Below are 13,583 nucleotides of genomic sequence, written 5' to 3'. Positions count from 1 at the left end.
TAAGCAACGACAAAAGCGTATGCTTTAGTAAGGTAAATAACGTCATAAAATACACACTTTATCAACCATGGATTGAAGAAATACTCCGGCTTTTTATAAAATATTTTGCGAAACAAGGCATCGTACATCTGGTTTTGTATTGACTTATTCTTACAAACATTTGCACATATGCCTTACGTCATATTATTATAAGTCAATACACTATTATATAGCTGAGAAAGTACTCAATACCCGATTAAAGCACTATGGACATGATTTATTTTCTTTTTTAGTGCAATGAAATAAATTTTATTCTTCTTGGGAATCGTCACTTTTTTTCAGTTCTTCAAGTATTGGCATAGACATGATGTTATAGCCTGAATCAACATAATGGATTTCACCTGTAACACCTGATGATAAGTCAGAGAGTAGATAAAGAGCAGATTTTCCAATTTCATGAATATTTACGGTACGCCGTAATGGGGCATTACGGCGTTGATGTGAAAATATTGCCCGCGCAGCTGCAATACCATTACCTGCTAAAGTTCTAACAGGACCAGCGGAAATCGCATTGACACGGATATTTTGAGGACCAAAGTCCGCTGCTAAATAACGTACCATAGCTTCTAAAGCTGCTTTAGCAACACCCATGATGTTATAATTAGGCACAACTTGCTGTGAAGCACCGTAGGTAAGAGTTAAAAGTGTTCCTCCATTGGGCATAAGCTTACCCGCGCGCTGGGCAATTTCAGTAAAGGAATAAGCTGAAATAACCATCGTGCGTTGAAAGTTTTCACGTGTTGTAACATCAACGTAACGCCCTTTTAGCTGAGTTTTATCTGAAAAACCAATGGCATGGACAATAAAATCAATTGTTTTCCATTCTTTTTCAAGTTGCTCAAAGACGTAATCAATATTTTCACTTTTTTCAACGTCACACTCTAGCACTAATTTGCACCCAAGTTTATCTGCTAGGGGATGAACACGTTTTCCAAAAGCATTTCCTTGATAAGTCAACGCTAATTCCGCTCCTGCTTGTGCGAGCTGACAGGCAATGCCCCAAGCAATTGAATGGTCATTCGCAATTCCCATAATAAGGCCGCGTTTGCCCTCCATCAAACCTTTCATATTATTCTCCGTAAGACCGTACTTTTTTCAATTACTAAGAGCTTTTGTTTATACATAACGTTGGAAAACAAGCGTTGCATTGGTACCGCCAAAGCCAAAAGTATTCGACAATACGGTATTCAGTTGTTGATGATCACGTCGTTCACGAACGATTGGCATATCAGCAAAAGCTGGATCAAGTTCTTCAATATGGGCACTTTCACAAATAAAATTATGATTCATCATTAACAATGTATAGATTGCTTCGTGAACACCTGCTGCTCCCAAGGAATGTCCTGTTAGAGACTTGGTAGCAGAAATGGGGGGGCATTGATCACCTGCTCCAAAGACACGACGGATAGCTTCTATCTCAGGAGGATCACCAACAGGAGTTGCTGTCGCATGGGGATTGATATAATCAATTTTATTATTGACTGTTGCAAGAGCCATGCGCATGCACCGCTCCGCTCCCTCTCCTGATGGGGCAACCATATCATGTCCATCGGATGTCGCACCGTATCCAACGATTTCTCCGTAGATTTTTGCACCACGTGCTTTAGCAAGTTCTAAATCTTCAAGGACTAAAACGCCAGCCCCTCCAGCAATGACAAAACCATCACGATTAACATCATAAGCACGTGAAGCTTTGTGAGGAATGTCATTATATCTGCTGGACATAGCGCCCATGGCATCGAATAAAACAGATAGTGTCCAATCCAAATCTTCGCAGCCACCGGCAAAGATGCGCTTTTGTTTACCATATTGAATCATTTCGTAAGCATTACCAATACAATGATTGGAGGTAGCACAAGCTGAAGAGATTGAATAATTGATTCCCTTTATTTTAAAGAAAGTTGCTAATGTTGCAGATGCTGTAGAACTCATCGCTTTAGGGACAACAAAAGGTCCAACACGTTTTGGGCCTTTTTGGCGTGTAATGTCAGCAGCTTCTACGATTGAATGTGTTGAAGCACCTCCAGAACCCATAATAATACCCGTGTGTTCGTTCGATACTTCATGCGGTTCTAGACCCGCATCAGCAATCGCCTGATCCATGGCGATGTGATTCCATGCTGTTCCACGCCCATGAAAACGTAGAGCACGTCGATCTACGAGTTCTTCTATATTAATATCGGGTTTGCCATAAACTCTGCTACGAAAGCCTAATTCGGCATATTGAGGTGCGTAAGAAATTCCGGATTTTGCTTCACGTAAACTGGTTAAAACATCTCTAGGGTTATTTCCAATCGCGGAGACAATTCCCATTCCGGTTACAACAACTCGACGCATTCATACCTCCTCGTTCCATACAGAATAGTGAAAAGTTCTTTCTGACGGAAATAACGTTCAATCTTCTTTGAATAAAGCAACGCGTAAATCATTCGCCTTATAAATAGTCTCTCCATCTGCTTTTAGCCACCCATCAGCTATTCCTAAGACTAAATTTCCACGTCGAATACGCTTAAAATCTATTTCATATTCAAGAATTTTGGTTTGTGGAGTTACCATCCCTGATAACTTTACTTCACCTGTTGATATTGCTCTTCCTTTTCCTGGTTCGCCTAGCCAACCAAGAAAAAAACCTGTTAATTGCCACATACCATCCAGTCCGAGACATCCTGGCATGACGGGATCGCCTATAAAGTGACAATTAAAGAACCACATGTCTGGTGTAATGTCAAATTCGGCGCGAACCATTCCTTTATCGTATTTACCATCAGTTTCACTAATTTGAGTGATTCGATGAATCATCAACATTGGCGGTGCTGGCAATTGCGCATTACCTCTACCAAACATTTCGCCGCGAGCGCAGCTTAGAAGCTCTTCATATGTGTAGCGAGACTTTTGTTCAGCCATTGTTACTCCATTTATTTGCATATATCTTTAATTTCTGCGCTTTTCCCAATCTACTTTTAGAGCAAATTTTAAAGAGAGGGAAATGATTTTATATCATTTTTAATGACAAAAGCCTTTTTTTATGTATTCTACATAGGTAATTATTTAAAAATGGAATACAAGATTACACCATACTATTCCCATTTTTTTGTATTTTGATCTTATTTAGCAGGAATGTATTTGGGTTTGTAATATGTCAGTGAGTGCAGACAATTTAGATATGAATGAAGAGCAACAGTGCACAAAAGAGTGTGGAAAAATGGTGCAATATTATTCCATTTCTATGTTAGAAAAACGTTTGCGTCAAAATGGTCTGCGTCCAACACGTCAGCGGTTGGAACTTGCACATATGATTTTTTCTCAAGGAAATCGTCATATTACTGCTGAAGAGCTCTATGAGGAAGCGGTGAGGGCAGGTGTACCTGTATCTTTAGCAACGGTTTATAATACGCTTCATCAATTTACGGAAGCGGGATTATTACGGATTATTGCCGTAGAGGGCTCAAAAACTTGGTTTGATACCAATACCTCTGATCACTACCATTTTTATATAGAAGGTGAAAATCGTATTCTTGATATTCCTTACAATTTGGAAGAATCTCCCATTATTAGAAATTTGCCTAAGCCACCAGAAGGTATGGAAATTTCACATGTTGATTTAATCGTGCGATTGAAACCAAAAAATCGATCTTGTGATAGGCAGTGAGGATATTCAATAAGGAATAAAATTAAACTTATTGAGTTTGAGTATTCACCAGCCTTTTACTTTTTCATCAGGATAGATTCCCCATAACTGTGGTTGTTGAAGCCATCCGCGCGTATTATTAATATTTAGTTCGCACCATTGTCCATCACATTGGCGGATATTACCAATGACATTAGGTTCTACTTCTGCCACAAGTTCTGCGTTGTCGGTGGGGTTTTTTCGTAGCATCAGTCTTTTAGTTTTATCTTTTTGCCATGGAATAGTTATAGCAGTTCGCTTTCCCGATAAAAGTGATTGATACACCCATCCCTCATCGCCTTCGGCATCACGAATTTTGCGCCATTGATCATATTCTTGAATGATTTCAATAGGTAATCCCTTCTTTTTGTAGGTAAAAATGATAGAATAGTTGCTTCCTGGTCCGACGCGTACATTAACGCTGGTGGGTTTAATCGAAGCAAATCGCGGAAGTGGTAAACCACTGGGCCCTAAATTTTGATTAAATGTTTGTGCATGCAACAAATGAGGTGAACCTAATACAATGACTGTTGCTATTAAGATACATGATGCGAGTATTGAAACGCGAAACCAACGAGAATTTTGCACACCGAACTCCTTTATTTCATCATATATTGGAAATTTAAAATCTGAAAGATAAGACTGGAAACTGATAAAAAGTATGACACACTGCTCGTTAAAGAGATCTAAACGATGAGAAAATTGCTACAAAAATATCAAAATAAGGAAAACAAAAGCTTATATTTCTTAGTGCGTATCTTTTTTATGAGGGGATAGATATAAATAAACATTGGATTTTTATGTAGCTGTACGCGTGATAAAACAGTAAAGTATTACTGGAGCCTTAGCAGTTTTTGTACAGGAAATTAGGGCTAAAGTATTGCATCTCTTTTCTGAGTTTGTTTCTCGAAGTAAAAGTGCATGTATGCATACTATGAACAAAGAGCTGTTCAGAAAGGGATTATTGTGTGGCTTGAAAAGAAGTTTTGAATGAACAAAATAATACGATAAATAAAACATTTAAGCGTAAAAATATGAGCTACATTATAGAGTAGATTGATATATGAAGGGCTAATTTTAACAGGACACTTTTTCGTGATAATTCCATTTATAAAATTTGCTACACTCTAATCTTATGCCATGATAATGCTTATCCGTATGGTAGATAAGCGGGCTTCATCGTTCTATTTACCAGCTTTCAATGTTATGCAGTTCCTATTATTTATGGTGTTCATAAGAAGCATTTTTGTTTTTTCTTAAATAGCTTTTATTCTATTTGCATACGGATTCCGCTTATGATGTACAAGAAGATAATCTTGATTGATTCAATATGAGAAGGCATTGAGAAACTTTACGTTATTCAGAATTATTAATTAATATGAAAAACAATTACTTATAATAACAAATCACTGCGTTAAAAACTTTAACTCGTTATTTAAATTGTAAAAATATTTCCATCAACAATGGTAATAAAAGGCACATTCATCCATATTAAAATACAGTGTTTTCTCTGTTTATTGTCAAATTTCTTTTTCTCTAACTCAGTATAGAAGAAAGTTGAAAGAAATAGAAGGGCTTATTCGATACAATTATGAGGGTAATTACATAAGTGATGAATAGAAGAAATTTATCAAGAAAAAAGAATTTATAGTTCAGTGGTTGAAATTCGTCATCCTTTAGAGAGACAGAATCAAGAGATATAAAAAGTTATGGAATTATATCGTTTCGTTACATAACTGAAGGGAAAGAGGATTATGAATTTGATATTATATTTTACACACAATCGCATATTGCGATAGTTATTTTTGTTTTGTAATCAGACCTAGGATGATCGAAAGATGTAGAATATTTAATGACAAAAAAGAAGTTCATCATGAAATTTGTACATAAGAAGCAGTGATGTAAGAGATATCCAGAAGGAGAAAATTATAGTGAAAAGTGATAATAAAACACCTCACACTCAATTCACATAGGAAAAAGTCGCTTAAATATCTAAAGTGTAGTTTGTTATCTATTTTTAAAATATAAGAGTGAAATAAAAACCACCTTTATGATAGAAATCTTATTATTTTCAAATAACTAACATATTAGATAACATTGTACACAAAAACCTACACACAAGCAATTTATTGCAATCGCCTATGAAGAAAAATTTTCTAGTAGCTTATTACCTATTGGTTATGCAGCTATATAATATCATAAAGTATATTACTTTACCGCAACAGTTCGTCCGTTACTAACAAAACCTTCTCTTTGTGCACGCTTACGAGCAAGCTTACGTGTACGACGAATAGCTTCAGCTTTTTCACGAGCACGCTTCTCAGATGGCTTCTCATAATAACTACGCATTTTCATTTCACGGAAGATACCTTCACGCTGCATCTTTTTTTTCAACGCACGGAGCGCTTGGTCAACATTATTATCACGAACGAGTACTTGCACTATCTATCCTGCTTTTTTCAGTGTCATAAATGATAGGAAAAAACCTACGTCCTTTTAAAGGCATATCCAAAAGGACAAGCACTTATATCATATAAATAAGACATTTGTCTATATCGCTTTTTAAAATTCTATTTTTTTTACAATAAAACGCTTTTTATAATGAATGATAGAATTTACGGTTATAAATTTATGAAAGTCCTTGTATTTGATCATTTTCGTCAAGATGAATTTTTTCAGCCGCGGGATAATGGGGTAGTCCCGGCATGGTCATAACATCTCCACAAATGACAACAATAAAACCGGCTCCCGCACAGAGACGAACTTCTCGTATGGGAATTTCAAAATCAACAGGAGCGCCGTATTGCTTGGGATCAGAAGAAAAAGAATAAGGTGTTTTTGCCATACAAATAGGGTAGACGCCAAACCCCTCTTTTTCCCAAGATTCAAGTTGTTTGAGAATAGGGGCTGAGATGATGGCGCCACGTCCACCGTATAGCTTTGTTATAATACAATTAATTTTTTGAACGAGTGGAATATCATCTTGATAGAGAACTTTAAAATCAGAATCGTGCTTTTCAATCAAGGTAACGAGTTCTTGTGCAAGTTCTATAGCGCCTTTTCCACCTTGTTCCCAATGCTTACAGATAATAGCTTTGTGTCCAGTTGTTGCAACTATTTTTTGTAATGTTTTTATTTCAGCATCGCTATCGCTGTCAAAATGATTGATAGCCACAACACAAGGAATACCGTAGTGCTTCATATTTTTTATGTGTCGTAAAAGATTGGCAGCTCCTTTTTCTAAAGCGGTAATATTTTCTTCTGTCAGGTTATTTTTATCCAGACCACCGTTCATTTTTAATGCACGAATAGTTGCGACGATCACTGTAGCATTTGGTACAATACCTGCTTGCCTACATTTGATATTGAAGAACTTTTCTGCTCCAAGATCTGCTCCAAACCCTGCTTCTGTGACAACATAATCAGCAAGTTTTAAAGCAGTTTTTGTTGCTATAACTGAATTGCAACCATGAGCAATGTTAGCAAAAGGTCCTCCATGAACGAGAACAGGATTATTTTCAATTGTCTGTACGAGATTGGGTTGTATAGCATCTTTGAGAAGAACTGCCATTGCACCTTCCGCATTGAGATCAGCAACGGTGATGGGCGTTTTATCATAACGATAAGCAACAATAATTTTTTTGAGTCTTTGTGTAAGGTTTTCTAAATTTTCAGAGAGACAAAGAAGCGCCATAATTTCTGATGCAACAGTAATATCAAAACCTGCTTGACGTGGAAAACCATTTGTTATGCCCCCCAATGAAATGACAATATCGCGCAATGCACGGTCATTCATATCAAGAACGCGTTTCCAAACAATGCGACGTGGATCAATGTTTAGAGTATTTCCCCAATAAAGATGATTATCTATCATTGCGGCAAGAAGATTATGAGCAGCTGTAATAGCATGAAAATCACCGGTAAAATGTAAATTAAGGTCATCCATTGGAATGACTTGCGCATAACCACCACCAGCAGCACCACCTTTTACACCAAAACAGGGACCTAAAGACGGTTCTCTCAAGGTAGCTATTGTTTTTTTACCAATAAGATTAAGAGCATCACTTAGTCCAACTGTTGTTGTTGTTTTGCCTTCTCCGGCAGGTGTGGGATTGATAGCTGTGACAAGGATAAGTTTACCGTCTGGATTTTTATTAAGCGATTTTATGTATTCAGAAGAAATTTTAGCTTTATCATGGCCATAGGGAATGAGATTTTCATGTGAGATACCAATTTTTTGTGCAATTTCAACAATATGTTGCTTTTTAGCAGTGCAAGCAATTTCAATATCAGTTTTAGGCATGGAAAAATTCTTTAAACTTATCTTTTATTAATATTCGAGATCTGTACCCCATAGGTTAATTAGAAAAATTCATAGAGAACAGAAAATATTAAGATATCATAGAAGTCGATGATATGCCATGCAAGAGATAATGCTAAAGAAGCACAAGAAGAGTTTTATTGTTTTTTAGGAAAAAGAATCACTTTGCTTTTAAGCAGTAAAAATACGTTTAATTCAATTAAAAATATTGTAAAAAGAAGCTGTGGTTTGCAACAAAATGCTGATGATATTAATAGATACCATAAGTGTTTTATAGTGGTACGTTTGAGAAGTAGTTTATTTATTCTTTCCAATAACACACTGAAAAAGTTTTACATGGTGGTAACCCGGAATTTATGGCGGCACATTTGAAGTCCCTCTTAAGATGGGACTGCTAGGAATAAAATATCCAGCAACATCCAGTTATGGAACAGTTAGAAATAAGCACGTAAAAAATTACCTAACTGATTAGAGAGTATAATCCGGAAGAGACCAAAAACAAGCGCATAGATTGAAAAAAGAAAATAACAACACACGCTACTCATGCAATCGCTACGATTATTAGCTAATAAAAGCCCTTAGGGCTGAATTGAAGGACTCATAACATCTTATTCTAGCAAAATGGCTAAAGAAACGACTCACAACAGAATGAAATAACAAAATACAAAGATAGATAAAAACAAATCACAAAATAAAGAATTTAAAAAGTCTGACTTTATAAGTAAGATATTGATAGATGGCGCACCCGAAGAGATTCGAACTCCTGACCCCCAGATTCGTAGTCTGGTGCTCTATCCAGCTGAGCTACGGGTGCATATATTTCAATTTTTTACATTGTCTAAGACAAAGGGTTCCTAATCGTTTCATTAAAGAAATGCAAGTGAAACTTGGATAGTAATAAAAAAATCTCTCTTTTTTATGAGATATTTTAAAAATATTATGGCTTCAGTTGGTTTTGATATGAACATTTTTTTGTTGTGACCATACAAAGCAATATGAACGATAGTTAACTTGACGTTTTTATAGATGAAAGATAATCAAGCAGAGATGAGATCTGTTTTTTGCGGTGGGGGTAAGACACACACACCCGCTGTTGGGTTTTTGTGTAAAACGCCGATATTACTGTTGAAAACTATTTCAGATAAACATGACACAGCAAGGGCGGATGTATGGCGTTATTAAAAAAGAGCTTTCCATTAGTGTTTTTAATCGTTGTTTTAACGGTTACTTATTGGGCTGGAAAAAAGAGTGCAGAACAACCCATTTCTATGGTGGATAAAACAAAAGTATCAGATAAAACTTCAAATGGAAAAATGGGAAGGCCACCGGTAAATGTTGTCGTTGATCTTGTAAAAATTCAAGATTTTTATGAACAACTTAACGTTTTAGGGAGTGGAAAAGCTCTTGCAGAAGTTGAGCTTACCCCTTTATCCTCAGGTGTTATTGATAAGCTTTTTGTATCAGCAGGTACAAAAGTACAAGCCGATGATGTGATTGCAAAGCTTGATTCTAAAAAAGAAGAAATAGCGGCTGCAAAAGCAAAAGTGCAACGTGATAACAATGCGTTAACGCTTTCGCGCATTCTTAAATTACGCGCCAGCAATACAGCAACGGAAGTTCAAGAAATTATGGCACGCTTAGAGTTGGATAACGCAAATTTAGTTTTGCGTAATGCTGAATTAGATCTCGATCGGCGAACAATTCGAGCACCGATTCCTGGAGTTGTTGGTATTTTGCCCGTTGATGCGGGGAATAACGTGACCCTTAATACTGTAATAGGCCGTATTGAGAATAGAGAACGTATTTTGGTCGATATATGGGCCCCTGAACGATATGTGTCGCGCATCCATAAAGGAGATGAGGTAACGGCAACGTTAGTCGCGCAGCCAGATATGTCTTTTGTTGGTCATATTTATGCGATTGATAATATCGTTGATCCAGAAAGTCGCACACTTCATGTTCAGGTTGAAATCAATAATGAAAAAGATACGCTCATGTCTGGTATGTCCTTTTCTGTTGCCTTGCAATTTCATGGTGGTTCTTTTCCTGTCGTTAATCCTCTTGCAGTTCAATGGAATAGTAAAGGGTCATTCGTTTGGCGTGTGAGAGAAGGGAAAGTAGAGGCTATACCCGTATCAATTATTCAGCATAAAGCAGATCAAGTTTTCGTAAAAGCACCCCTAGAAAATGGTGATCAAGTTGTCATTCAAGGGGTGCAAATGCTTTATCCAGGAAGTAAAGTAACGATTGATGATCCAAAGTCTCATCAACAGCAATTACCAGCAGTTTACGGAACGGATATACAATGAGCCAAGAATTGAGCACAAAACAGCCTACGTCAAAGGTGGAGCAAGGTGGTCTCATTACCTTATTTATTCGCAGACCGGTTTTTACTTTTGTTTTAAATGCTATGATCATCATTGCAGGATTTGCAGCATGGTTAAATGTTGATGTAAGAGAATTACCCGATGTTGATACTCCCGTAACGACGGTTGTGACGGTGTTTTCTGGTGCGTCGGCAGAAACAATTGATCGTGAAGTTACAAAAGTTATAGAAGATGCCGTTTCTCGTGTTTCAGGTGTTAAGACGATTTCTTCAACGTCTTCTTTTGGGCGCTCCCGTGTACAGATTAATTTTAATGTTGGTGTTGATTTGAATGTTGCGGCATCTGATATTCGTGATGCTCTCTCCCGTATTACCTATTCTTTACCGAAAGATGCGGATTCGCCTTTGATTATTAAAGCAGATTCGAATGCAGCTGCCATGATGTATTTGGTTGTGACGTCACCAACAATGAGTGTTGATGATTTAACCACGATTGTAAACGATCAGATTGTTGATGCAATTTCTGCTGTTGATGGTGTTGGTGATGTACAGGTCGATAGTGCTCGCACAAAGATTTTTCAGATTGATATAGATCAAGCAAAACTTGCAAGTTATGGATTAACTGTAGCAGATATTTCACGTGTTCTTGCTGATATGACAACAGATGTGCCAGTAGGGTCATTACGCAATTCTAAGCAAACTTTAGTTGTACGTGCTACTGCACGTTTAACAACACCAGAATCTTTTGAACAAGTTGTTTTAAAGCCTCATGTGCATCTTGGTGATGTTGCGCATGTTACTTTATCGCCGGATATAGAAACAGTTATTCTTCGTATCAATGGAAAGACAGGTATTGGATTAGGTATCGTGCGTAAAGCACAATCCAACACTCTTAATATTTCTGAAGGTGTGAGAGCCGTTGTTGATAATCTCAAAAGTATTGTTCCTTCTTCTGTACATATAGACGTTATTAATGACGATGCAATTTTTATTAAAAGCGCTCTTCATGAGGTTGAAGTTGCGTTGGTCATTGCTATTTTGAGCGTTATCTTGGTCATTTTTCTTTTTCTCAGAGACATTCGTGTAACGCTGATACCTGCTGTATCTCTTCCTGTCGCTTTGATTGGTACCATTGCGGCTATTTATCTTGTAGGGTTTTCATTGAATATTCTCACATTTTTAGGACTTGTTTTAGCAACAGGGCTTGTTGTGGATGATGCCATTGTTGTTCTTGAGAATATTGTTCGGTGGCGCAACATGGGATTAGGTTCCAGAGCAGCAGCGGTGATAGGAACACGTGAAGTATTTTTTGCTGTTTTAGCAACAACACTGACATTAGTGGCTGTGTTTGTTCCTATTTCCTTTCTTCCTGGGCAAGTTGGAGGGCTTTTTAGAGAATTCGGTTTTGTTTTGGCAATTTCTATTTTGCTTTCTTCAGTTGTTGCCTTAACGCTTTGTCCCATGTTGGCTTCACGTTTTCTCAAAGAACATATTGAGGATAAAGAGGAAGAGTCCCATCATTTTGCTTTTTTATATAAATTAGGTACTTTTTTTCATAAGGCATATACTTACAGTTTGCATAAGTGTTTAGAAAAGCCTTGGGCTGTTGTTTTTGCTTCACTTATTTTTGGGGGTCTTTGTGTTGGAGGCTATACGAAGCTACAACAGGAATTAACGCCAGCAGAAGACAGAGCTGTGATCTTTTTGGTTATTAATGGACCACAAGGTATTTCAACACAATATTTGAACGAGCAAATAGAGCAAATTGAAGCAAGTCTACAGCCATTACGTGATGCAGGGGAGATTGCTAACAGTTACTCTATCGCGGGTGCTGGCGGTTCACCCAATACTGCTTTTTTGATTTTATTGCTTTCATCTTGGGATAAACGTTTACGTAGTCAGCAAGAAATCGTGAAAGATATTAATGCAAAGGTTAAACAGTTTCCCGCAGTTTTTGTATTTGCTGCGCAGGGAAATTCTTTGGGTGTGAGAGGAACTGGGCAAGGGTTGCAATTTGCAATTCTTGGCAATGATTATGCAACATTACAACCCATTGCTGATAAGCTGGTGAGTGCTTTACAAGATGATCCGCGTTTTATTCGCCCACGCCTTACTGTTGATGCAACACAACCGCAATTTTTTATTGAAATCAATCGAAAAAAAGCCTCCGATTTAGGGATTGATATCGCCAATTTGGGCGATACATTACAAACAATGTTGGATGGTAAAAAGATTGGTTCCATTAACGTGGATGATCATTCTTACGATGTTAAATTGATATCGCGTACAAATTCTATGAAGAGTCCTAGCGATTTAGAAAATATTTTTTTAAAAACCAAAGACAATCGATATGTTCCTTTATCTGTTATTGCGCGTTTACATGAAAAAGCTATTGCTCCTCAATTAAAACGGGAAAAACGCATGAATGCTGTTGTTTTAAGCGCAAATCTTGCTCCAGATATCGCTTTAGGGGAAGCTTACCAAACTGTACAGAAAATTGCTTCTCCTTTGTTATCAAAAGGAACCTATTTGGTTCCCTTAGGGGAAGCCGAAACGCTTAATGAAACATCTTCCAATTTTATGATTGTTTTTGGCATTGCCTTTTTGATTATTTTATTGATTTTGGCTGCTCAGTTTGAAAGCTTTATTTCAGGATTCATTATCATGGCCACTGTCCCATTAGGGATTGGTTGTGCTGTAATTGCTATGCTATTAAGTGGTGTGAGTCTTAATATTTACAGCCAAATTGGATTAATTTTGTTAATTGGTGTTATGGCAAAAAATGGTATTCTCATTGTTGAATTTGCAGATCAATTACGTGATCAGGGAAGAAGCGTGCGTGAAGCCGTAGAAGAAGCAGCAAACATTCGCCTTCGTCCAGTTTGTATGACAATGATTTGTGCCATTTTAGGAGGTATTCCTTTGGTTTTAGCCAAAGGTGCTGGCGCAGAAGCTCGTATAGCTTTAGGTTGGGTTATCGTTGGTGGCTTAGGTTTAGCAACTATTTTTACGCTTTATGTTACACCGGTTGTTTATCTTTTTTTAGGGCGTTTTATAAGACCAAAAGCAGAAGAAGATTTACGTTTAACAAAAGAACTCAATCAAGTTAAATGATGTATATGATAGAAAAGATTTGAAAATTTATTCTTGTAAAAATATCATTTTCGGATCTTATCCTTTATATTTTGTATATTCCTTCATTTTTATGTGAGCAGTGAAAATAGCGAGCA

9 protein-coding genes and 1 tRNA gene are annotated in these 13,583 nt (G+C 37.1%); 3 read left to right on the top strand and 7 right to left on the bottom strand.

Going from position 1 to position 13,583, the window contains the following annotated elements:
- Positions 1-288 precede the first annotated feature (288 nt).
- From fabI to fabA, 3 genes are read right to left on the bottom strand one after another with little or no spacing between them, the layout of a single operon-like run.
- A complete protein-coding gene (fabI, locus tag ACFIJZ_RS00145) occupies positions 289-1,107 on the bottom strand; it encodes an enoyl-ACP reductase FabI (protein WP_273790282.1) in 819 nt (272 codons plus the stop codon).
- 48 nt (positions 1,108-1,155) lie between these two features.
- Entirely contained in the window at positions 1,156-2,376 is a 1,221-nt protein-coding gene (gene fabB / locus ACFIJZ_RS00140; protein WP_375630494.1) for a beta-ketoacyl-ACP synthase I, read from the bottom strand.
- 57 nt (positions 2,377-2,433) lie between these two features.
- Positions 2,434-2,943 (bottom strand): 3-hydroxyacyl-[acyl-carrier-protein] dehydratase FabA, encoded by a 510-nt coding sequence (gene fabA / locus ACFIJZ_RS00135; protein ID WP_273722474.1) that lies wholly within the window; start codon positions 2,941-2,943, stop codon positions 2,434-2,436.
- 232 nt (positions 2,944-3,175) lie between these two features.
- Between fabA and irrA the strand changes: the two genes are divergently transcribed.
- Positions 3,176-3,688, top strand: a complete 513-nt coding sequence (irrA, locus tag ACFIJZ_RS00130) for an iron response transcriptional regulator IrrA (RefSeq protein WP_273790284.1) — start codon at positions 3,176-3,178, stop codon at positions 3,686-3,688.
- Between the two features lie 45 nt (positions 3,689-3,733).
- Here the strand turns inward: irrA and ACFIJZ_RS00125 are convergent, their stop codons facing one another.
- The 4 genes from ACFIJZ_RS00125 to ACFIJZ_RS00110 form a co-directional block, all read right to left on the bottom strand.
- Entirely contained in the window at positions 3,734-4,294 is a 561-nt protein-coding gene (locus ACFIJZ_RS00125) for an SH3 domain-containing protein (RefSeq protein ID WP_026500127.1), read from the bottom strand.
- 1,620 nt (positions 4,295-5,914) lie between these two features.
- A complete protein-coding gene (gene rpsU / locus ACFIJZ_RS00120) occupies positions 5,915-6,148 on the bottom strand; it encodes a 30S ribosomal protein S21 (protein ID WP_012754552.1) in 234 nt (77 codons plus the stop codon).
- Positions 6,149-6,335: 187 nt separating this feature from the next.
- Entirely contained in the window at positions 6,336-8,009 is a 1,674-nt protein-coding gene (locus tag ACFIJZ_RS00115; protein WP_375630492.1) for a formate--tetrahydrofolate ligase, read from the bottom strand.
- Positions 8,010-8,764: 755 nt separating this feature from the next.
- Positions 8,765-8,841, bottom strand: a tRNA-Arg gene (locus ACFIJZ_RS00110).
- Positions 8,842-9,196: 355 nt separating this feature from the next.
- Here ACFIJZ_RS00110 and ACFIJZ_RS00105 point away from each other — a divergent pair.
- Positions 9,197-10,336 carry an efflux RND transporter periplasmic adaptor subunit gene (locus ACFIJZ_RS00105; RefSeq protein ID WP_375630490.1) on the top strand — a complete coding sequence of 380 codons (1,140 nt, stop codon included), beginning with the start codon at positions 9,197-9,199 and terminating at the stop codon, positions 10,334-10,336.
- Complete coding sequence (locus ACFIJZ_RS00100; RefSeq protein ID WP_273790287.1) at positions 10,333-13,467, top strand: efflux RND transporter permease subunit; 3,135 nt, start codon at positions 10,333-10,335, stop codon at positions 13,465-13,467. The genes ACFIJZ_RS00105 and ACFIJZ_RS00100 overlap by 4 nt, the downstream gene beginning before the upstream one ends.
- Positions 13,468-13,583 lie beyond the last annotated feature (116 nt).

The organism is Bartonella sp. CL70QHWL (assembly GCF_042194855.1).
Classification (GTDB): Bacteria; Pseudomonadota; Alphaproteobacteria; order Rhizobiales; family Rhizobiaceae; genus Bartonella.
Note: the sequence above shows the minus strand (reverse complement) of the source record. Positions and strands in the feature narration are given on the sequence as shown.